This window comes from Citrobacter sp. CK198, from assembly GCF_030333295.1.
GTDB lineage: Bacteria > Pseudomonadota > Gammaproteobacteria > Enterobacterales > Enterobacteriaceae > Citrobacter_B > Citrobacter_B koseri.
Map to the genome: position 1 here is coordinate 98,974 of NZ_JAOWGE010000036.1, position 20,065 is coordinate 119,038.

General features: G+C 53.4%; 19 protein-coding genes. 11 read left to right on the plus strand and 8 right to left on the minus strand.

Features of this window, described 5'->3' with window-relative positions; genetic code table 11:
• Positions 1-199: 199 nt before the first annotated feature.
• Positions 200-1,045 carry a nickel/cobalt efflux protein RcnA gene (locus tag OGY62_RS21480; protein WP_286460526.1) on the minus strand — a complete coding sequence of 282 codons (846 nt, stop codon included), beginning with the start codon at positions 1,043-1,045 and terminating at the stop codon, positions 200-202.
• Positions 1,046-1,165: 120 nt separating this feature from the next.
• On the opposite strand from OGY62_RS21480, the gene rcnR reads away from it, so the two are divergent.
• The gene (gene rcnR / locus OGY62_RS21485; RefSeq protein ID WP_012134972.1) at positions 1,166-1,438 is read left to right on the plus strand and encodes a Ni(II)/Co(II)-binding transcriptional repressor RcnR; all 273 of its coding nucleotides are present in this window, start codon (positions 1,166-1,168) and stop codon (positions 1,436-1,438) included.
• A 32-nt stretch (positions 1,439-1,470) separates the two neighbouring features.
• Here rcnR and OGY62_RS21490 read toward each other — a convergent pair whose 3' ends face one another.
• A complete protein-coding gene (locus OGY62_RS21490; RefSeq protein ID WP_024130913.1) occupies positions 1,471-2,172 on the minus strand; it encodes a helix-turn-helix transcriptional regulator in 702 nt (233 codons plus the stop codon).
• 689 nt (positions 2,173-2,861) lie between these two features.
• On the opposite strand from OGY62_RS21490, the gene OGY62_RS21495 reads away from it, so the two are divergent.
• Positions 2,862-3,563 carry a winged helix-turn-helix domain-containing protein gene (locus OGY62_RS21495; protein ID WP_047461478.1) on the plus strand — a complete coding sequence of 234 codons (702 nt, stop codon included), beginning with the start codon at positions 2,862-2,864 and terminating at the stop codon, positions 3,561-3,563.
• Positions 3,550-4,011, plus strand: coding sequence for a YqeJ family protein (locus OGY62_RS21500; protein WP_047461480.1), 462 nt, complete (start codon positions 3,550-3,552; stop codon positions 4,009-4,011). Before OGY62_RS21495 ends, OGY62_RS21500 begins: the two co-directional genes overlap by 14 nt.
• 61 nt (positions 4,012-4,072) lie before the next feature.
• Here OGY62_RS21500 and OGY62_RS21505 read toward each other — a convergent pair whose 3' ends face one another.
• Together OGY62_RS21505 and OGY62_RS21510 are read right to left on the minus strand one after the other, a co-directional pair.
• Complete coding sequence (locus OGY62_RS21505; RefSeq protein ID WP_047461483.1) at positions 4,073-5,302, minus strand: amino acid permease; 1,230 nt, start codon at positions 5,300-5,302, stop codon at positions 4,073-4,075.
• 141 nt (positions 5,303-5,443) lie between these two features.
• Positions 5,444-5,899: a multidrug/biocide efflux PACE transporter gene (locus tag OGY62_RS21510; RefSeq protein ID WP_024130912.1), complete on the minus strand. Its 456-nt coding sequence runs from the start codon at positions 5,897-5,899 to the stop codon at positions 5,444-5,446.
• Between the two features lie 103 nt (positions 5,900-6,002).
• Here OGY62_RS21510 and OGY62_RS21515 point away from each other — a divergent pair, with 103 nt between their 5' ends.
• The 4 genes from OGY62_RS21515 to kduD all read left to right on the plus strand — a co-directional run bounded on the left by OGY62_RS21515 (position 6,003) and on the right by kduD (position 10,216).
• On the plus strand, positions 6,003-6,878 hold the full coding sequence (locus OGY62_RS21515; RefSeq protein ID WP_286460527.1) for a LysR family transcriptional regulator: 876 nt from the start codon (positions 6,003-6,005) through the stop codon (positions 6,876-6,878).
• 111 nt (positions 6,879-6,989) lie between these two features.
• Positions 6,990-8,168: an acetyl-CoA C-acetyltransferase gene (locus OGY62_RS21520; protein ID WP_286460528.1), complete on the plus strand. Its 1,179-nt coding sequence runs from the start codon at positions 6,990-6,992 to the stop codon at positions 8,166-8,168.
• A gap of 393 nt (positions 8,169-8,561) precedes the next feature.
• The gene (kduI, locus tag OGY62_RS21525; RefSeq protein WP_024130911.1) at positions 8,562-9,398 is read left to right on the plus strand and encodes a 5-dehydro-4-deoxy-D-glucuronate isomerase; all 837 of its coding nucleotides are present in this window, start codon (positions 8,562-8,564) and stop codon (positions 9,396-9,398) included.
• 56 nt (positions 9,399-9,454) lie between these two features.
• Complete coding sequence (kduD, locus tag OGY62_RS21530; protein WP_005123393.1) at positions 9,455-10,216, plus strand: 2-dehydro-3-deoxy-D-gluconate 5-dehydrogenase KduD; 762 nt, start codon at positions 9,455-9,457, stop codon at positions 10,214-10,216.
• 85 nt (positions 10,217-10,301) lie between these two features.
• On the opposite strand, the gene OGY62_RS21535 is transcribed toward kduD, so the two are convergent.
• On the minus strand, positions 10,302-10,628 hold the full coding sequence (locus OGY62_RS21535; RefSeq protein ID WP_012134962.1) for a cupin domain-containing protein: 327 nt from the start codon (positions 10,626-10,628) through the stop codon (positions 10,302-10,304).
• A 142-nt stretch (positions 10,629-10,770) separates the two neighbouring features.
• Between OGY62_RS21535 and OGY62_RS21540 the strand changes: the two genes are divergently transcribed.
• Positions 10,771-11,463 carry an aspartate/glutamate racemase gene (locus tag OGY62_RS21540; protein WP_047461496.1) on the plus strand — a complete coding sequence of 231 codons (693 nt, stop codon included), beginning with the start codon at positions 10,771-10,773 and terminating at the stop codon, positions 11,461-11,463.
• Here the strand turns inward: OGY62_RS21540 and OGY62_RS21545 are convergent.
• Positions 11,450-12,385, minus strand: coding sequence for a LysR family transcriptional regulator (locus OGY62_RS21545; RefSeq protein ID WP_012134960.1), 936 nt, complete (start codon positions 12,383-12,385; stop codon positions 11,450-11,452). The genes OGY62_RS21540 and OGY62_RS21545 overlap by 14 nt on opposite strands.
• 124 nt (positions 12,386-12,509) lie before the next feature.
• Here OGY62_RS21545 and lysA point away from each other — a divergent pair, with 124 nt between their 5' ends.
• A complete protein-coding gene (gene lysA / locus OGY62_RS21550) occupies positions 12,510-13,772 on the plus strand; it encodes a diaminopimelate decarboxylase (RefSeq protein WP_115608908.1) in 1,263 nt (420 codons plus the stop codon).
• Positions 13,773-13,950: 178 nt separating this feature from the next.
• Here the strand turns inward: lysA and OGY62_RS21555 are convergent, their stop codons facing one another.
• Positions 13,951-14,970, minus strand: a complete 1,020-nt coding sequence (locus tag OGY62_RS21555) for a LacI family DNA-binding transcriptional regulator (RefSeq protein WP_286460529.1) — start codon at positions 14,968-14,970, stop codon at positions 13,951-13,953.
• 13 nt (positions 14,971-14,983) lie between these two features.
• Positions 14,984-16,012 (minus strand): HTH-type transcriptional regulator GalR, encoded by a 1,029-nt coding sequence (gene galR / locus OGY62_RS21560; RefSeq protein WP_047461505.1) that lies wholly within the window; start codon positions 16,010-16,012, stop codon positions 14,984-14,986.
• Positions 16,013-16,605: 593 nt separating this feature from the next.
• On the opposite strand from galR, the gene aas reads away from it, so the two are divergent.
• Positions 16,606-18,765, plus strand: coding sequence for a bifunctional acyl-ACP--phospholipid O-acyltransferase/long-chain-fatty-acid--ACP ligase (gene aas / locus OGY62_RS21565; RefSeq protein WP_286460530.1), 2,160 nt, complete (start codon positions 16,606-16,608; stop codon positions 18,763-18,765).
• Positions 18,758-19,954, plus strand: a complete 1,197-nt coding sequence (lplT, locus tag OGY62_RS21570; RefSeq protein WP_286460531.1) for a lysophospholipid transporter LplT — start codon at positions 18,758-18,760, stop codon at positions 19,952-19,954. The genes aas and lplT overlap by 8 nt, the downstream gene beginning before the upstream one ends.
• Positions 19,955-20,065: the final 111 nt, after the last annotated feature.

Sequence of the window (20,065 nt, forward strand, 5' to 3'; positions counted from 1 at the left end):
CGCGGAACTGCAATACGCGTTGGGTAATAGCATCGAATTATACGGCCAGGCGACTTTCTGGAAAGATTCGTTAATGCGCCTCACTCATCAGAGCGGCTTACCGCCTGTCGACGGTCTGCTCATGGCTTGCGAAAAATTGATATGAACGGACGTGCAGCACTCGGGTCGCTGCACGTTTGTGGAAAAAGGCGGGGAACAATTAGTGGATAATGCCCAGATAACCATGCATTCCCATATAAAGCCCCACCAGACCGATCAGTATGCTGGAGAAATAGGGGGCTTTTCTCGCCAGGGTATTAAATCCGCTCCAGCGTTTTGCGGCCTGTTGCACGCTGATGGCTGCGCCCACGCCAACGGCTACCAGCGTTAACGCCAGACCAATGCTGAAGCACAGTACCATCGTGGCTCCCAGCGTGAAGGCTTTAAGCTGGATGCAGATCAGCAATACGGTGATGGCTGCCGGGCAAGGGATCAGGCCGCCCGTCAGGCCAAACAGTAAAATCTGTCCGTTTGTCACTTCCCGGTCGTGAAAGCGGCGCTGAATATCGGTCGCATGTGCCCGTTCATGGGCATCCTGCCAGGCGTGCGATCCGTCCGTTAGCCCCTTCAGGGAAATATGAACATGCTGGTGGTCGTGGTGATGGTCGTGGTCGTGGTCGTGATGGTGGTGAGTGTGGGCAGGAAGCCTGTTAGCCAACCCGTCCCGCTCCCCTTTCCAGGTACGCCAGAACATCCAGAACGCCGTGCTCAGAATAATGATGGCGGAGACCAGCTGTAGCCAGGGTTCCACGGATTCTGCGGTAAACGCTCTGCTGATGTACATGCCGCCCAGGGCGATAAGCCACACAACGGCGGTATGTGAAAGCGTGGCTGCCAGCCCCAGCATCACAGCCTGCTTAATCGTCCCTTTGATGGCGATGATAAACGCCGCCATCATCGTTTTGGAGTGCCCGGGTTCCAGCCCATGTAATACGCCCAACAGAATGGCGCTGGGAATGAAGAACCAGGCGTTTCCTTGCTGAAGTAATGTTGAAAATTCGCCCATGAGAATGATTCTTAGTTGTCTTATTTCCCCGCATTCTACTCCCCCCCAGTACCAAATACTACCCCCCAGTAGCGTCACAATGCTATAATCCATAATGATTTATGTTAATAAGGCGTTGTTATGTCACATACGATCCGGGATAAACAAAAACTTAAAGCTCGCGCCAGTAAAATCCAGGGGCAGGTTGTCGCACTGAAAAAAATGCTGGATGAACCTCACGAGTGTGCCGCGGTATTGCAGCAAATCGCGGCGATACGCGGCGCGGTGAACGGATTAATGCGTGAGGTGATCAAAGGGCATCTGACCGAACACATTGTTCATCAGAGCGATGAAGTGAAGCGCGAAGACGATCTGGAGGTGATCCTGAAGGTGCTGGATTCCTATATAAAATAGCCGGGACCGGTGCCCGACTGTTGTCTTCAATGCTAACGCCGTCTTTGCAGATGAATAAGCGAGCCTTTGCATTCCTTTGTGATCATTGGGAATGCGGCTTTTTCATTGGAGAGTGGATGCGAATGAATAAACAGCGTGTTTATCTTCCCGCCCATTCTTTTCTCGATCCTCTGTTTATAAGCATAGACGCTGCGGATATCCATACTCAGTAACTCGGCGATTTGATGCGGATTTTTCCCTGCAACCATGTTACCCATAATGATGAATTCCGTCTGGGTCAGGGTATTCCCTTTTGTAAAAGACAGATGTCGCCCAATAAATACTTGTCTGATTTTTTCATTTGCAACCGCCAGTCCATCATCGTGATAAATGACGACAGAAACCGCCGGATGATGTTTACGCCAGTAGTTGGCTAACGACTGCATGTTCCGATCGCTCACCAGTACAATACCCATACGTGTGCTGGCGAGATAATCAATCCACTGTTTGTCGAGAAACAGCCGCAAAAAGCTGATAGAGAAATCGACAAAAATATAACCATTTAATCGGGCATTATGATTATTATTTAAAATGCCCTCAATAACACCTCTGTTAAAGTAGATACTTTCTTCCGGCCACATACAAAAACATGCGTTAGCACAATATTGTAAACGAGGTGATTTTTCTGGCATTATTTTACAATGTAAAGAACAACTACTGCACGTAAGGTTTTTTAATTTAACATCCAGCTCCATACAGGAACCTCCCTATCCGTAGATAATTTCATAATTTCATCCGTTTTTAAATATGTCAATACTTTGCCAGACGGCAATTAGCGTGCGTAAAAAATCGATGTATATCACTTATTGCTATTTTTCTTAAAGCCTTGCGATGCATTTATAATAGTGGTTATTTACATGCTACTTATTTTCCTGGAGCGACGTCTCGTCAGAGACAGAAACAATTTAGCATCCAGGACTTTTATAGCAAAATCCAGGAATAGTTATATTGCAAAAATGTTTAAGATATTTTGTTAAATGGCATTTATGGACAAAAGTTGCATCAATGTTAATTGCTGTATCTTAATTGTAAAATTGCTATTGTTTTTCATAATTAATAAATTATGTGTTTGTGTGCTTTTTAAGCTTATCGTAATAATATCAGGAGAGCATGAAAATGCTTTAAAAATAGTCTTAATTAAGAACAAATGATCTTTTTTGACTTAAGGTTTTTGATTTGTAAGTAATTTTACCGCTGGCGTTTGACAGTAATCGCATAATCAAATATTTATAGTGATCTCGATATAAGAATTTTGTAGCATGGCATTCATCATGTGAATGCCAGAAGGAATACTGTGTCGGATTTGTTAAAACACGCCAGATGTTACACAATTAATAACCTGGTTGACTTTCACCCTGGAAATCGGGCGTTATCGAATAGCGCAATGCAGAAGACCGTAACGTTACAAAGTCCTGCAAGCCTTATCCTTTTATATCTTATTCAGCATAACAACACGGTGGTTTCTCAAAACCAGCTGATTACAGCGGGTTGGGGAGAGAAGAATCATGTTACCTCGGCGAATACTTTTTATCAGACGATTCTCATTCTAAGAAATGCGTTAAGTGATATTGGGTTACCGCGCGATCTTATAAAAACCATTGCCCGTCGCGGTATGATGATTTCAGCGAATATTCAGACGGATGAGATAACCGCAAAAGCATCAGCGACCGAAGCGCCGGCGCAGATTGTTGCACCCCAAATGGAGCCGAAGGGAGACACGCCAATAAAAAAGCGCCATCTCTCGTTGCCTGCGGCGCTTTGCGGACTGGCGCTTCTGGTGGTGATGATAAGCATTGCCGCCAGCCTGTTTTATATGTCTCCAGAGTCTCTGCTGTCGTCTTATGAGGTTCTGGATTCCGAGACTTTTTCATCCTGTACCGTCCTGCAAAAAGGGAATGATGTGCTGGAGAAAAATTATATTCGCTTTATGCACAAACATCGCGAGATTTGCGATAACAATAACTATGTGTTTCTCTCAGGAATGAGCAGCGCAAAAAATATCACGGCGATTATATGCCCGGAGGATGCCAGAGAAAATCCGTCCGTAAAGTGTATAACCTACTATTCGATAAATGATGAAAATTAAAATACTGGCAGCGGCTATTATTATCACGTTCTTCATTGTGGGCGGTGGAGGACTCTGGTATGCACACAGCATTAACCCGAAAATTGATTGCAGTGGTTATGCCGTCTGGGATATTGATCATGAACTTTTTGCTGGTGATATTACCTACCAGATGCATAATCATCAGGGGAACGTGACATTAACCGGCGTATTGAATACGCCCGACGCTCATTCTTATAAAATCAGCCGGATTATTTATTTTACGTACCAGAAGTTGCAGCAAAACTATATTATTACGACGCATAATCTGGTCCGATATCCGTCTGACGAATTACAGGGCAGTCATGAACGCAAGGCTATGCCGCTTATTTATTTATCAAAGGACGCGACGTTCTCGTTTTTGATACAACCCTGGCGGGAAGGCTGGACGTTTACGACAGTCGGGTCGCCCTCACTATTATGCCGATAGATTAAAGACTGAGTAAAACGGCTCGCCCCTCTTCAGGTGGATGAGCCGTTTTGTATTGAGATTAGCCAAAAAACATCACGGACACGCAAAGCAGACCCACAATCAGGGTAAGCAGATTTCCCAGAGAGCGGTATGGTTTGAGCGCGGGGATCAGATAGGTCGACAGCGTCGGCATGATAAACAAAATCATGGCAATAAGCGGGCCGCTGATCGCATAAATCATCGAAATGGCGTTGGGATTAATGCAGCAAACGACGAAGGTAATCAGCGAGACCAGCATGATAGACAGGGCGCGATTAAATGCCCGGCTTTTCTTCACGCCAGTCTGAAGTAACGCCGTTCGTACTATCTCTGTCGCCCCTTCAATCACCCCAAAATAGGTGCCCAGAAACGATTTTGACATCGCGACAACGGCGACAATAATCCCTGAAATGGAGAGCCATGCCGGTGCGGCTGGCATCATAGACAGCGCTGACAGGATGGTCACGCCTTCATGTTTCGCGGCTTCAATATAGGATGGCGGAATGGAGAGCAGGCAGCTGAAAACGAAAAACAGCACGCTCAGGCAAATGATCAGATAAGCCACCTTCATGATTTTTTTGCATTTACCCATGGCCTGCTCGCCGTATCTTTCACGTCTGTCGATAGCAAACGTGGAGATAATGGGCGTATGGCTAAAAGCGAAAACCATCACCGGAATGGATATCCATACCTGATGAAGTGTGTGCCGATCGAAAGACATCTGGCTGGTCAATAACGCGGGCTGCCAGCTTCCGGTCAAATAAAGCGACAGAAATAAGAAATAGGCAATAAGCGGAAACACTAAAAAGCCCATCACGCGGATAGTCGCATGTCGTCCCATCAGGAAAATCAGATTCAGAATCAATACGACGCCCAGACTGACCAGAACACGCACCCGCAGGTCTACCGTCATCTGCTTTGCCAGCTGTTCCGTCAGGGAATTGGTTATCGCCACGGCGTAAATCAGGACCACCACGAAAAACGCAATAAAGTATAGCGAGGTGATGAGACTGCCGATCTTCTTGCCGTAGTAATGCGTTACCGCACCGGTGATCCCTTCGCCTGCGGAGGTTTTCGAAGAGAGGATAAACTGGCACAGCGCTTTATGAGGCCAGTAAGTCAGAGGCCAGGCAACCAGTGCGGTAATAAACAGCACGATGGCCCCCGCGGAGCCCAACTGAATGGGGAGGAAAAGGGTGCCTGCGCCGACCGCAGTCCCATATAGTGCAAAACTCCAGAGAGTTTCTTCTTTTGACCAAATTTTCGACATTATTTGAACGTATCAACTATAAAATAAACAAAAAGAAGCGCAATTTACCATAAATGGCATGAGGCTGGGGAAACTAAAGCGGTGTGCGAGGGCAGGCAGGAAGCGCCGGAACGGGGAATGTTCCGGCTAAACAGTGCATTATCAGGCAGTAACGCGCTGCTGGCGGCGTCTTACTACGCGAAGACGCAACGTGTCATAGGCCCAGTTGTAGAACATGGTGTATGGCAGGAAGAAAAGGAAGAAACCGATTTCCAGCGTGAAGGCCTGCAACAGGCTGACGTTCAGCGCCCAGGCGACAATACTTACACCAATAACGATAAAGCCGCTTTCAAATCCCAGCGCGTGCAGTGCGCGAACTTTAGCGGTGCGCGTCACTACGTGTGACGGCCAGAAGCGGTCAAACAGCGCGTTATAGATGATATTCCAGATCATCGCCGTGGTTGCCAGCAGAATGGTTAAGCCTCCCATTTCCAGCACTGAGCGCTGCATCAGCCAGGCGGTAGTCGGGGCCAGAATGGCGGTGGCAATGCCTTCGAAGCAGACCGCATGGAAAATGCGTTCGAGTAGCGAACGGCGTTGGACTAAGTCATGTTGCATAGGATCAAACCTTTTTTTCATCTCCGGGAAAACGGAATGTCAGGCATTTTATCGTTTAATATGATATCTAAAAGATAGAATCCATCGATAAAGTAGATAGTTAATGCGCTACTCTCCCGAAGCATTGATCGCATTTGTTGAGACGGTCTCCTGCGGCTCGTTTTCCGCTGCGGCGCGCCGGTTACGGAAAAGTCAGTCCACCGTCAGTACGGCGATTGCCCACCTGGAAGCCGATCTGGGGTTTTCACTGTTTGATCGATCTTCACGACAGCCGGTGCTGACGGAAGAGGGCAAGCGGGTGCTCAGCTATGTGCAGGCTATTCTGTCAGCAAGCGATCGTCTGGATGAGGTGGCGTTATCCCTGTCTGGCGAAACGGAAACCCGTCTGACATTCGTGCTATCCGACACCCTGCATCCAGACGTTCTGGAAGAATTAATGGTGCAGTTCGACCGCCAGTTTCCCCATACGGAATTTGAATGTCTGATCGGCGAAGATGAAGATGTCATCGATCTCCTGCAAAAGGGACGCGCGCAGGTTGGGCTGATTGAAGCGCGCAATCATTACCCTACCGAGATGGGGGTGACGCGCCTGCCCATGCAGACCTGGATGGGACTCTACGTGGCGGCCTCACATCCTCTGGCCGCGCAGAAAACCCTGCAATGGGATCAGCTGCATACCTGGCGTGAACTGCGGCTGAATACCTATCTGGAAAGTGGCGCCAGCGTGGCGCGCGGCCCGGCCTGGTCTGCGCCTAACTATTTGTTATTACTGAGTATGGCGGTACAGGGATTTGGCTGGTGCGCATTACCTTGCGCGCTGGTGGAAGAGTTCGCGGCTGAAAAACCGCTGGTGCAACTGGGTGTGCCCGGCTGGCCGAAGGCGATCTCGATTGATCTTCTCTGGAACAAGAAGTCGCCGCCGGGCGCGGCGGGAAGCTGGCTCCGCGATCATTTACAGCAGGGACGTATACCGGGCTGATTAAAATAGCTGCAATTTCCTTTGTGATAAAACTCACCATTTTTAAACAAGCAGGATAATTATCTTTAACAATCCTCTACTATTGCGGTGTTATTTTGCGCTGAGGTGGTGATGAAAGAGGTTGTGATAGTTGGGGCTTTACGTACGCCGATCGGATGCTTCCAGGGAACGCTGTCCCGCCATTCTGCCGTTGAACTGGGCAGCATGGTGGTAAAAGCGTTGATGGAGCGTACCGGCGTTGATGTACATGCTATCGATGAAGTTATCCTCGGTCAGGTGCTCACGGCGGGCGCAGGACAAAACCCGGCGCGGCAGTCAGCCATCAAAGGTGGGCTGCCCAACACCGTTTCCGCTATCACCATCAACGATGTCTGCGGTTCCGGCCTGAAAGCGCTGCACCTGGCTACGCAGGCGATTCAGTGCGGCGAGGCGGATATTGTCATTGCCGGTGGGCAGGAGAACATGAGCCGGGCGCCGCACGTTCTTACCGACAGCCGCACAGGAGCGCAGCTCGGTAACAGCCAACTGGTGGACAGCTTGGTTCACGACGGCTTGTGGGATGCGTTTAACGATTACCACATGGGCGTTACCGCTGAAAATCTGGCGCGGGAATACGGCATCAGCCGCGAATTGCAGGACACCTATGCCCTCAGCTCCCAGCAAAAAGCGCGGGCGGCCATTGATGCCGGGCGTTTTAAAGCTGAGATTGTCCCGGTTGTCACCCAGCGTAACGGCCAGCCTGTCGTTGTCGATACTGATGAGCAGCCAAGAACCGATGCCAGCGCGGAAGGATTGGCCCAGTTGAACCCGGCATTTGATCTCCTCGGCTCGGTCACGGCGGGCAATGCCTCGTCAATTAACGATGGCGCGGCTGCCGTCATGATGATGAGCGAAGCCAAAGCGCAGGAACTGGATTTACCCGTACTGGCGCGTATTCGCGCTTTTGCCAGCGTCGGCGTCGATCCCGCACTGATGGGCATCGCGCCCGTTTACGCCACCCGACGTTGTCTTGAACGGGTAGGCTGGCAACTGGCGGATGTGGATCTTATCGAGGCTAACGAGGCTTTTGCTGCGCAGGCGTTATCCGTCGGCAAAATGCTGGAGTGGGACGAACGCCGGGTGAACGTTAACGGCGGAGCGATTGCGCTCGGTCATCCCATTGGCGCATCCGGCTGCCGGATTCTGGTGTCGCTGGTGCATGAGATGGTTAAACGCGATGCGCGAAAGGGCCTGGCGACGCTCTGCATTGGCGGCGGGCAAGGCGTGGCGCTTGCTATCGAACGAGATTAAGACCGCCTTCATTTTCCGCTTCCCCCGTGCTGGCGCTGCCAACCGCGCCAGCCGCAATATGTGCTGATATTTCCCCTCCCCGACGCCGCGGGTTGCAGCAATCCGGCGTTTCTTTTCAGGAGCACACGCTGCTCCCATATCCACCTGATAAACCTATCTTATTGTTTTTAATTTTATTTTAAGTATCTCCGCCTGTGCCTGTTAAAGGGAAATCTCGCGCTGACGTGATCGCAATTACACTTTTGATAATAAGATGCGGAAAAAATGAAACAACGTTTTATTTGTAATTGAAAACCCGTTTCTGGAGGGATATCATTACCGCATAAAGTAAAACGGAACGGTGTTTCGCCTTCCGTTCTGACATTCACGGTCGGTTTATTATTGGAGGTTGATGTGGACGTAAGACAGAGCATCCACAGCGCGCACGCTAAAACGCTGGACACCCAGGGGCTGCGCAACGAGTTTTTGGTCGAGAAAGTGTTTGTTGCTGATGAATACACCATGGTTTACAGCCACATCGACCGCATTATTGTCGGCGGCATCATGCCGGTAGCGAAAACGGTTTCCGTTGGCGGTGAAGTTGGTAAACAACTGGGCGTTACCTACTTCCTGGAGCGTCGTGAACTGGGGGTGATCAACATCGGTGGGCCGGGCACGATCGCTGTTGATGGTCAGTGCTATGAGATCGGCCACCGCGATGCCTTATACGTCGGTAAAGGCGCGAAAGAAGTTGTTTTCGCCAGCGTTGATGGCGCAAATCCGGCGAAGTTCTACTACAACTGCGCGCCGGCGCATACCACTTACCCGACTAAAAAAGTGACGCCAGCCGATGTCGCGCCGGTTACTCTGGGCGACAACCTCACCAGTAACCGCCGCACCATTAACAAATACTTCGTGCCGGACGTACTGGAGACCTGCCAGCTGAGCATGGGCCTGACCGAACTGGCGCCCGGCAACCTGTGGAACACCATGCCTTGTCACACCCATGAACGCCGCATGGAAGTGTACTTCTATTTCAACATGGAAGAGAACGCCTGCGTCTTTCATATGATGGGGCAGCCTCAGGAAACGCGTCATATCGTGATGCATAACGAGCAGGCGGTTATCTCCCCAAGCTGGTCTATTCACTCCGGCGTCGGCACCCAGGCCTATACGTTCATCTGGGGGATGGTGGGTGAAAACCAGGTCTTTGATGATATGGACCACGTTGCAGTAAAAGATCTGCGCTAGTCGCGGACGGCAATCATGTCTGTCCGTGACAGGCACTAAGAAAATAAGGATTAACAATGATTTTGAATGCATTCTCTCTTGAAGGTAAGGTCGCGGTAGTCACAGGTTGTGATACCGGTCTGGGTCAGGGGATGGCGCTGGGGCTGGCGGAAGCGGGCTGCGATATTGTCGGGATCAACATTGTTGAGCCGACGGAAACCATTGAACGCGTCACCGCGCTGGGTCGCCGTTTTTTAAGTCTGACGGCGGATTTGCGTCAGATTGACGGTATTCCAGCCCTGCTTGAACGTGCGGTGGCGGAATTCGGCCACATCGATATTCTGGTGAATAACGCCGGTCTGATCCGCCGTGAAGACGCGATCGACTTCAGTGAAAAAGACTGGGATGACGTTATGAACCTGAACATTAAGAGCGTGTTCTTTATGTCTCAGGCTGCGGCGAAGCACTTCATCGCCCAGGGTAACGGCGGTAAAATTATTAATATCGCCTCTATGCTCTCCTTCCAGGGCGGGATTCGCGTTCCTTCTTACACCGCATCTAAAAGCGGCGTTATGGGCGTAACGCGCCTGATGGCGAACGAATGGGCGAAACATAACATCAACGTGAACGCTATCGCGCCGGGTTACATGGCGACGAACAATACTCAGCAACTGCGTGCTGATGAGCAGCGTAGCGCGGAAATCCTCGACCGTATTCCGGCGGGGCGTTGGGGTCTGCCGAGCGATCTGATGGGGCCGGTGGTGTTCCTGGCGTCCAGCGCATCTGACTATATTAACGGCTATACCGTTGCGGTAGATGGCGGCTGGCTGGCGCGTTAATTCTGATGTCGTAAAAGCCTCGCTCCGGTGAGGCGATAACATCCGGCCTGCGCAGGGGTTCCTGTACAGGCCGGATGCGTATGGCTTACGCGTTGAGGAAATCTTCGCGTACTGGCGTGAAGGTATCCAGCAGTGTCCCCGGTTGTAAACACACGCAGCCATGCATGATATTGGGCCGTTTATATAGCGTGTCGCCGGCGCGCACCACATGCTTTTCTTCACCAATAGTAAACTCAAATTCACCGGACAAAACGTAAGTCAGCTGTTCATGAGGATGATTGTGCAACGGCCCGATTGCGCCTTTTTCGAAATTCACCTCTACCGCCATCATGTTGCCGTCGTGAGCCAGAATACGCCGGGTAACGCCATTTCCCAGATCCTCAAGCGTCGTCTCATTATGAAAAATAAACATGCGGTGATCCTGTTATTTATTGAAACAATGTTTCAACTAAATTAGTTCATACCGGGGAAAAAGAAAATGGCAGACCAAATGAACTGGAAACTTGATCACAAGTTTGCTTCACTGCTGTCATCAAGGTGAGAAGGAGAAGGTAATGAAAACGATTGGACTGCTGGGCGGCATGAGTTGGGAATCGACGATCCCCTATTACCGTTTGATTAATGAAGGAATCAAAACACGGCTGGGCGGTTTGCATTCCGCCAGCCTGTTGCTGCATAGCGTTGATTTCCATGAAATTGAAGAGTGTCAGCGCCAGGGAGAGTGGGATAAAACGGGAGATATTCTGGCGCAGGCCGCACTGGGTTTGCAGCAGGCGGGCGCAGAAGCGATAGTGCTGTGTACTAATACCATGCATAAAGTGGCGGAGACGATTGAGTCGCGCTGTTCACTGCCGTTTTTACATATTGCGGATGCGACAGGGCGGGCGATTGCGCGCAAAAACATGACGCGCGTGGCGCTACTGGGGACGCGCTACACGATGGAGCAGGATTTTTATCGCGGGCGTCTGGAGCAGCGATTTGCGATTGAAACCCTGGTGCCGGAAACTGACGACCGAGCGCAGATCAACCAGATAATCTTTGACGAACTGTGCCTCGGCGAGTTTAGCGAACGCTCCCGCCAGTATTATTTGCAGGTGATCGAACGTCTGGCGGCGCAGGGCGCTCAGGGCGTGATTTTCGGCTGTACTGAGATCGGGTTGCTGGTGCCGGAAGCGCAGAGCGCGCTGCCGGTGTTTGATACTGCGGCGATCCATGCGGCTGACGCCGTGGAATTTATGCTTTCGTAACCGGCTCCAGAATGGCCTCCAGCGGATCGACAAGACGCGGAAGGCTGGTTTGCAGGTGCTCGCTGAACGCATCCACCAGCGCGGATGATGGCCGGTGCAGCGGGCGGATCAGACTGACGGTAAACGGAACGTCGACACTGAACCGCCGCACGGTCACTCCGCTGGCGGCATAATCCAGCGCGGTGAGCGGGTTAACCACCGAAAGCCCGGCGCCCGCGCGCACCATCGCGCAAACCGACGCCGCGCTGTGGGTTTCCACGACCATCCGGCGTTTAACCTGGTGTTCGTTAAACAGCGCATCCAGCAGCTGACGATAGCTGTCGGTGCGCGACAGGCTGATGTAGTTCTCTCCCTGAAAGTCGCCCGGCGTCAGCACGGATTTGGTCGCCAACGGGTGGCCGGGCGGCAGCACGCACACTTCATTTAGCGTCAACAACGCGGTGCGTTCGGTGCCTGCCGGGGTATGCAACGTCTCCGTCAGGCCGAGGTCGTGGCGTTGAGCGGAAAGCCACTCTTCCAGCAGCGGCGACTCCTGCGGCACGATGTTCAGGCTGACATCAGGATAGCGGGCGAGAAACGGTTGCAGCAGCGTGGGTAAAAAGGACTGGGAGAAAACGGGCAGGCAGACAATCGACAGCTCGCCCTGGCGAAATTCACGCAGGCTCTCCGCCGCGTTTACAATGCGATCCAGCCCATACCAGGAACGCTGCACCTCTTCGAATAGCCGTAATCCTTGCACCGTTGGGTGCAGGCGTCCGCGCGTGCGCTCAAACAGTTTAAGCCCCAATACTTTTTCGAACCGCGCCAGCTCCCGGCTAACGGTGGGCTGCGAGGTATGCAGCAGGCGCGCCGCTTCGGTCAGGTTTCCGGCGGTCATCACGGCATGAAAGATTTCAATGTGGCGCAGGTTCACGGCTGCCATCGTTGGCTTTCCCCTCAGTGGATATCATCCATATCATTTTTGCATAGACTCGCCATAAAACGATATTTTTTATTCCCTTCAGTTTGTGGCGTAATCATAAAAAATGTCTTGCCCGGAGCCTGCTATGCCACATTCACTGAATTGCACTGATACTGACCTCAACGCTGAAAATCTGCTCAGACTACCGGCGGAATTCGGCTGCCCGGTATGGGTCTATGACGCGCAGATTATTCGCCGTCAGATCGCGGCCCTGCAACAGTTTGATGTGGTGCGCTTTGCGCAAAAGGCCTGCTCGAATATTCATATTTTGCGCCTGATGCGTGAGCAGGGCGTAAAGGTGGATTCCGTCTCGCTGGGTGAAATTGAGCGCGCGCTGGCGGCGGGATACGATCCGCAAAACCACCCTGATGATATTGTCTTCACGGCTGATGTTATTGACGCCGCCACGCTGGCCCGCGTCAGCGAACTGCGCATTCCGGTGAATGCCGGGTCGGTGGATATGCTGGATCAACTGGGGCAGGTTTCGCCGGGTCATCGCGTCTGGCTGCGTATCAATCCCGGTTTTGGTCACGGGCACAGCCAGAAAACCAATACCGGCGGCGAGAACAGCAAACACGGCATCTGGCATACCGATCTGCCTGCCGCGCTGGCGGTGATGCAGAGCCATCGGCTTCAGCTTGTCGGGGTTCACATGCATATTGGTTCCGGCGTTGATTACGGTCATCTGGAGCAGGTGTGCGGCGCGATGGTGCGCCAGGTTATCGATTTTGGGCAGGATCTGGAGGCGATTTCGGCGGGAGGCGGGCTGTCGATCCCTTATCACGAGGGAGAAGAGGCGGTCGATACGCAGCATTACTTCGGACTGTGGAACGCCGCCCGCGAGCAAATCGCTCGCCATCTGGGGCATCGGGTGAAGCTGGAAATTGAACCGGGACGTTTTCTTGTGGCGCAATCCGGCGTGCTGGTGACGCAGGTACGCAGCGTGAAAGAGATGGGGCGCCGTCATTTTGTGCTGGTGGATGCCGGTTTCAACGACCTGATGCGCCCGGCAATGTACGGCAGCTATCACCATATTACGGCGCTGGCGGCGGACGGTCGCTCGCTTGAACATGCGCCGCTGCTGGACACCGTGGTGGCGGGGCCGTTGTGTGAGTCTGGCGATGTCTTTACGCAGCAGGAAGGCGGTAACGTGGAAACGCGTGCGCTGCCTGCGGTCGCGCCGGGGGATTACCTGGTTCTGCACGATACCGGCGCGTACGGCGCGTCCATGTCATCAAATTACAACAGCCGACCGCTGCTGCCGGAAGTGCTGTTTGATAATGGTAAAGCGCGATTGATTCGCCGCCGCCAGACGATTGAAGAGTTGCTGGCGCTGGAAGTTTTTTAACCGGCAGGCCGGATAAGGTTCCTTTGCCTGATGGCGCTACGCTTATCAGGCCTACAGACGGTGCTATATCACAGGCCGGATAAGGCATCTTTGCCTGATGGCGCTACGCTTATCAGGCCTACGGACGGCGCAATATCGTAGGCCGGATAAGGCGCTTGCGCCGCCATCCGGCAAACCATCAGCAACCCGACTGAAAAAATGGCCCGGTGGTCACTGAATCACGCAGCACTAATGTTCCTGTAAACGGCGGGATCGGCTCCAGCTCTTCGCCGCTCGCCAGCCGAATCGCCTGATCGATTGCGGTGGTGATCATACTGTCGATCGGCAGATAAACGGTGGACAGCGCCGGTTCCAGCCACTTCGCGCTGGGCGCGTCATCGAAGCCAAACAGCGAAATATCCTGCGGTATCCGCAGCCCGGCCTGATGCAGCGCCTTTGATGCGCCAAGCGCCATATCGTCGTTACAGGCAAAGAGCGCGGTAAAGGCGATCCCTTCCTCCAGCAGTTCACGGCACGCTTCGTACCCGCGTGTCATACTGGAGTCGCCGTATTTCACTTTCGCCGGGTCCCAGGCGATCCCGTTTTTCTCCAGTGCCTTGCGGTAGCCCGTCAGGCGGGATTTTCCCGTTGGCGTGTGATTCGGTACGGTAATGCAGGCGATATCCCGATGGCCTTGTGAGATTAGGTAATCCACCGCCTGAAACGCGGCATCTTCCTGTTCAAAGAATATGGCGCGATCGCGGGCCAGACTGACATCGCGGTTGATCACGACCAGCGGCGTCTCTATGGTATTAATCAACGAGATGATCGTTTTTTCGCTCATATAGCGGGTATAGAGAATGATCGCGTCGCACTGCCTGTCGGCCAGCATCTGCACCGCCTCTTGCTCGCGTTCCGGCGTGTCATGGCCATCGGTCACGATAAGCTGCTTACCGTGCGACTCCGTCTGGCGTGACGCCTGTTGCAGCAAACGCCCGAAGTAAAATCCGTCAAAGGTCGAGACAACAAGCCCAATGCTGTTACTGGTGCGGTTCGCCAGCGATCGCGCCAAAAAATTGGGTCGGTAATCTAACGCCTGCATCGCTTTGAAGACTTTCTGGCGCGTGCTCTCTTTCACCTGTCCCGTTCCGTTCAGCACGCGAGAAACCGTCGCTTTTGATACGCCCGCGCGACGTGAAACATCCAGCATTGTTGTCATGACGCTATCCTGATTAATCGTTTGACGAAGAATTCCCGGTTTCCGACGGCGTCGAAACGGAATGCCGACGTACCAGAGTAGGGCTAAAGACATGGGTGATTTCGGGTACAGGCCGTTTTTCCGCCAGCGCGAGCGCCAGTTCGGCGGCCTGGGTCGCCATGGTCACGATCGGGTAGCGTACCGTGGTCAGACGTGGACGCACGTAGCGCGAGACCAGCACATCATCGAAACCAATCAGTGAAATTTCGCCCGGCACGTCAATACCGTTGTCGTTTAATACGCCCATTGCGCCTGCGGCCATCGAATCGTTGTAACAAGCGATCGCCGTGAAGTTTCTTCCGCGACCTAACAGTTCGGTCATTGCCTGTTCACCGCCGCTCTCATCCGGTTCACCGAACGTGACCAGCCTGTCGTTAGCCGGAATATGGCTCTCTTCCAGCGCGTCGTAATAACCCTTGAGCCGGTCTTCCGCATCAGAAATCGAATGGTTGGAACAGATATAGCCGATGCGGGTATGGCCCTGCTGAATTAAGTGACGCGTTGCCAGCCAGGCGCCGTAACGGTCATCTAACGCCACGCAGCGCTGCTCAAACCCAGGCAGGATGCGGTTAATCAGCACCATGCCAGGCATCTGTTTCATTAATGACGCCAGATCCGCGTCCGGGATCATCTTGGCGTGTACGACTAACGCCGCGCAACGATGGCGGATCAGTTGTTCAATCGCCTGACGCTCTTTTTGTTCATTATGGTAGCCGTTGCCAATCAGTAAGAAATTACCGGTGTGGTAGGCCACCTGCTCGACCGCTTTAACCATCGCGCCAAAGAAAGGGTCGGAGACATCCCCCACGACTAAACCAATTGTCTCCGTGGATTGCTGCGCCAGCGCTCGCGCATTGGCGTTGGGGTGATAGCTGAGCGATTCCATCGCGCTGGTGACCGCGAGGCGGGATGCTTCGCTGGCTTTCGGGGAATCATTAATAACGCGAGAAACGGTGGCGACTGAAACACCAGCCAGTCGGGCTACATCCTTTATGGTCGCCATGACAGTACCTATAGTGGGTAAACGCTTACATTTCGTCAGTGTTACGGAAAATGGCTATCTGTTCAAGCAGATTGCCTGACGGGAACGCGCAAATGTGAGCGCACGCCGGGGAAGTAAGACAGAAAAGGGAGAATGCAAACCTTTGGTTACACTTTGCGAAGCGCTGTTGCGATTGTTCGCTGGTGAGGGCGTCGGGCGGATTGCTAGAGTTGAGATCCCAGAGGTATTGATAGGTGAAATCAGCTTTCGGGTTGATCACAAGAATTACACCAACCTGCGCATCATGTGCAGGTTTTTTTTTGCGCTTACAGCAATCTGTAACAGTAACCGATAATTTACACAACTCGTTGCATTTGTGTTCATTCCTTTGCGTTTTGCTGGTGGCGCGCAGCGTCGCCGGAGACCACAATCAAGATCCCAGAGGTATTGATTGGTGAGATTATTCGGTACGCTCTTCGTACCTGTCTCTTGCACCAACCTGCGCGGATGCGCAGGTTTTTTTTCGTCCTTCCATTTACCTGTCGCGCCTGTTCCCCATCTCGTATAATCTGCAACCATGCATCTTTACCGAACTGTGAGCAAAGGGAGTTGACATGCTTTTTGGATTTTTTCGCAACCTGTTCCGCGTGCTTTATCGTGTACGCGTCACCGGGGATGCCAGGGCGCTACAGGGTGAGCGCATCCTGATCACGCCAAACCATGTCTCTTTTATCGACGGTATTTTACTCGCCCTGTTTTTACCGGTTCGCCCTGTTTTCGCGGTCTATTCCTCTATCAGCCAGCAATGGTATATGCGCTGGTTAAAGTCGCTGATTGATTTTGTGCCGCTCGACCCGACGAAGCCGATGGCGATTAAGCACCTGGTACGCCTGGTAGAGCAGGGCCGCCCGGTAGTTATCTTCCCGGAAGGGCGAATTTCGGTGAGCGGTTCGTTGATGAAAATCTACGACGGCGCCGGGTTTGTGGCGGCGAAGTCTGGCGCAACGGTGGTGCCGGTTCGTATTGAGGGCGCAGAGCTTACGCACTTTAGCCGCCTGAAAGGTCTGGTAAAACAGCGCTTTTTCCCGCGCATTCACCTGCATATCCTGCCGCCCACCCATCTGCCGATGCCGGAGGCGCCGCGAGCGCGCGAGCGCCGCAAACTGGCCGGAGAAATGCTGCATCAAATTATGATGGAAGCGCGCATGGCGGTACGCCCGCGTGAAACGCTGTATGAATCACTGTTAGCTGCGCAGTACCGCTACGGGGCGGGTAAAAACTGTGTTGAAGATATTAACTTCACACCGGACACTTATCGCAAATTGCTGACAAAAACGCTGTTTGTCGGCCGCATTCTGGAAAAATACAGCGCGCAGGGCGAAAACATCGGCCTGATGCTGCCAAACGCGGCCATCAGCGCCGCCGTCATCTTTGGCGCGGTTTCTCGTGGCCGTATCCCGGCGATGATGAACTACACGGCGGGTGTGAAAGGGTTGACCAGCGCCATTACCGCTGCGGAGATCAAAACCGTATTCACCTCCCGTCAGTTTCTTGAGAAAGGCAAACTCTGGCATCTGCCGGAGCAACTGACGCAGGTTCGCTGGATTTATCTCGAAGATTTAAAAGCTGATGTGACGCTCGCCGATAAGCTCTGGATTTTTGCGCATCTGCTGATGCCGCGCCTGGCGCAGGTCAAACAGCGGCCGGAAGAGGCGGCAATGATCCTCTTTACATCCGGTTCGGAAGGGCACCCGAAAGGCGTGGCGCACAGCCATAAAAGCCTTCTGGCGAACGTTGAGCAGATAAAAACCATTGCCGATTTCACGGCGAACGACCGCTTTATGTCAGCGCTGCCGCTGTTCCACTCCTTCGGTCTGACCGTCGGCCTGTTGACGCCGCTGCTGACCGGCGCTGAGGTGTTTCTCTATCCCAGCCCGTTGCACTATCGCATTGTGCCGGAACTGGTCTATGACCGGAACTGCACGGTGCTGTTTGGCACGTCGACGTTTCTGGGCAACTACGCGCGCTTTGCCAACCCGTATGACTTCTATCGTCTGCGCTATGTCGTCGCCGGCGCGGAAAAATTGCAGGACAGCACCCGACAGCTCTGGCAGGATAAATTTGGCCTGCGCGTTCTGGAAGGTTACGGCGTGACCGAATGCGCGCCGGTCGTGTCGATTAACGTACCTATGGCGGCGAAGCCGGGCACCGTTGGGCGCATTTTGCCAGGCATGGATGCGCGCTTGCTGGCGGTTCCGGGCATTGATGACGGCGGGCGTCTGCAACTCAAAGGGCCTAATATCATGAACGGCTACCTGCGGGTTGAAAAACCGGGCGTGCTGGAAGCGCCTGCGGCGGAAAATGCGCTGGGCGACGTTGAACAGGGCTGGTACGACACGGGCGATATTGTGCGTTTCGATGAAAACGGTTTTGTGCAGATCCAGGGGCGAGCGAAGCGCTTTGCGAAAATCGCCGGAGAGATGGTTTCGCTGGAGATGGTCGAACAGCTGGCGCTGGGCGTCTCGCCAGATAAAATGCACGCCACGGCGATTAAAAGCGACGCCAGCAAAGGCGAAGCGCTGGTGCTGTTCACGACAGACGGCGAGCTGACGCGTGAAAGCCTGCTGCAATATGCCCGCACACACGGCATTCCTGAACTTGCCGTACCGCGTGATATCCGCTATCTGAAACAACTTCCGTTACTGGGCAGCGGCAAGCCGGACTTTGTGACGCTGAAAAGCTGGGTTGATGAACCGGAAAAACAACATGCGTGAGTCAGTACATACTAACACCTCGATCTGGTCGAAAGGGATGATGTCGGTTATCGCCGCGCAGTTTCTCTCTGCGTTTGGCGATAACGCGCTGTTGTTCGCGACGCTGGCGCTGCTGAAGGCGCAGTTCTACCCGGACTGGAGCCAGCCGATCCTGCAAATGGTGTTTGTAGGCGCTTACATTCTTTTTGCCCCCTTTGTCGGGCAGGTGGCGGACAGCTTTGCCAAAGGTCGGGTGATGATGTTCGCCAACGGCCTGAAACTGTTGGGCGCCGCGAGCATCTGTTTTGGTTTTAATCCCTTTGTCGGCTATACGCTGGTGGGGATTGGCGCGGCGGCTTACTCTCCGGCGAAATATGGCATTCTTGGCGAGCTGACCACGGGCGACAAACTGGTGAAAGCCAATGGTCTGATGGAAGCCTCCACCATTGCCGCGATTCTGCTGGGATCGGTGGCGGGCGGCGTACTGGCAGACTGGCATGTGATTGCGGCGCTGGTCGCCTGTGCGTTGGCCTATGCGGGCGCAGTTGTCGCTAACCTTTTTATTCCGAAACTCGCGGCGGCGCGGCCAGGCCAGTCCTGGCATTTGCGTAAGATGGTGCGCAGCTTCTTCTGCGCCTGCATGTCGCTCTGGCGTAACGGGGAGACGCGTTTCTCGCTGGTTGGCACCAGCCTTTTTTGGGGCGCGGGCGTCACGCTGCGTTTTCTGCTGGTGCTGTGGGTGCCGGTAGCGCTGGGAATTACCGATAACGCCACGCCGACTTACCTGAACGCAATGGTGGCGATCGGTATTGTTGTGGGCGCAGGCGCTGCGGCGAAGCTGGTTACGCTGGAGACGGTAGCGCGTTGTATGCCTGCGGGTATTCTGATTGGCGTGGTGGTGCTGATTTTTTCTTTGCAACACGCATTGCTTCCGGCCTATGCGCTGTTGACGCTTATTGGCGTGCTGGGCGGCTTTTTCGTGGTGCCGCTCAATGCGTTATTGCAGGAGCGCGGCAAGAAAAGCGTTGGCGCGGGCAATGCGATTGCGGTACAGAACCTGGGGGAGAACAGCGCGATGCTGTTGACGCTGGGTCTCTATTCGTTGGCCGTACTGGTGGGCATTCCGGTCGTGGCGATCGGCATTGGTTTTGGCGGACTGTTTGCGCTGGCGATTGCGGCGCTGTGGATTTGGCAGCGCCGCCAGATGTGATTGTTGCGCCGTCGGTAGGCCTGATAAGCGTAGCGCCATCAGGCAGAAGCGCCGGATGGCGGCGCAGGCGCCTTATCCGGCCTACGGTATGGTGCTGCCGGTAGGCCTGAT

Excerpts from the sequence above, each read along its gene's own strand:
- OGY62_RS21480 (WP_286460526.1), bottom strand. The coding sequence starts at position 1,045 with ATGGGCGAATTTTCAACATTACTTCAGCAAGGAAACGCCTGGTTCTTC.
- rcnR (WP_012134972.1), top strand. The coding sequence starts at position 1,166 with ATGTCACATACGATCCGGGATAAACAAAAACTTAAAGCTCGCGCCAGT.
- OGY62_RS21490 (WP_024130913.1), bottom strand. The coding sequence starts at position 2,172 with ATGGAGCTGGATGTTAAATTAAAAAACCTTACGTGCAGTAGTTGTTCT.
- OGY62_RS21495 (WP_047461478.1), top strand. The coding sequence starts at position 2,862 with ATGCAGAAGACCGTAACGTTACAAAGTCCTGCAAGCCTTATCCTTTTA.
- OGY62_RS21500 (WP_047461480.1), top strand. The coding sequence starts at position 3,550 with ATGATGAAAATTAAAATACTGGCAGCGGCTATTATTATCACGTTCTTC.
- OGY62_RS21505 (WP_047461483.1), bottom strand. The coding sequence starts at position 5,302 with ATGTCGAAAATTTGGTCAAAAGAAGAAACTCTCTGGAGTTTTGCACTA.
- OGY62_RS21510 (WP_024130912.1), bottom strand. The coding sequence starts at position 5,899 with ATGCAACATGACTTAGTCCAACGCCGTTCGCTACTCGAACGCATTTTC.
- OGY62_RS21515 (WP_286460527.1), top strand. The coding sequence starts at position 6,003 with ATGCGCTACTCTCCCGAAGCATTGATCGCATTTGTTGAGACGGTCTCC.
- OGY62_RS21520 (WP_286460528.1), top strand. The coding sequence starts at position 6,990 with ATGAAAGAGGTTGTGATAGTTGGGGCTTTACGTACGCCGATCGGATGC.
- kduD (WP_005123393.1), top strand. The coding sequence starts at position 9,455 with ATGATTTTGAATGCATTCTCTCTTGAAGGTAAGGTCGCGGTAGTCACA.
- OGY62_RS21535 (WP_012134962.1), bottom strand. The coding sequence starts at position 10,628 with ATGTTTATTTTTCATAATGAGACGACGCTTGAGGATCTGGGAAATGGC.
- OGY62_RS21540 (WP_047461496.1), top strand. The coding sequence starts at position 10,771 with ATGAAAACGATTGGACTGCTGGGCGGCATGAGTTGGGAATCGACGATC.
- OGY62_RS21545 (WP_012134960.1), bottom strand. The coding sequence starts at position 12,385 with ATGGCAGCCGTGAACCTGCGCCACATTGAAATCTTTCATGCCGTGATG.
- lysA (WP_115608908.1), top strand. The coding sequence starts at position 12,510 with ATGCCACATTCACTGAATTGCACTGATACTGACCTCAACGCTGAAAAT.
- OGY62_RS21555 (WP_286460529.1), bottom strand. The coding sequence starts at position 14,970 with ATGACAACAATGCTGGATGTTTCACGTCGCGCGGGCGTATCAAAAGCG.
- galR (WP_047461505.1), bottom strand. The coding sequence starts at position 16,012 with ATGGCGACCATAAAGGATGTAGCCCGACTGGCTGGTGTTTCAGTCGCC.
- aas (WP_286460530.1), top strand. The coding sequence starts at position 16,606 with ATGCTTTTTGGATTTTTTCGCAACCTGTTCCGCGTGCTTTATCGTGTA.
- lplT (WP_286460531.1), top strand. The coding sequence starts at position 18,758 with ATGCGTGAGTCAGTACATACTAACACCTCGATCTGGTCGAAAGGGATG.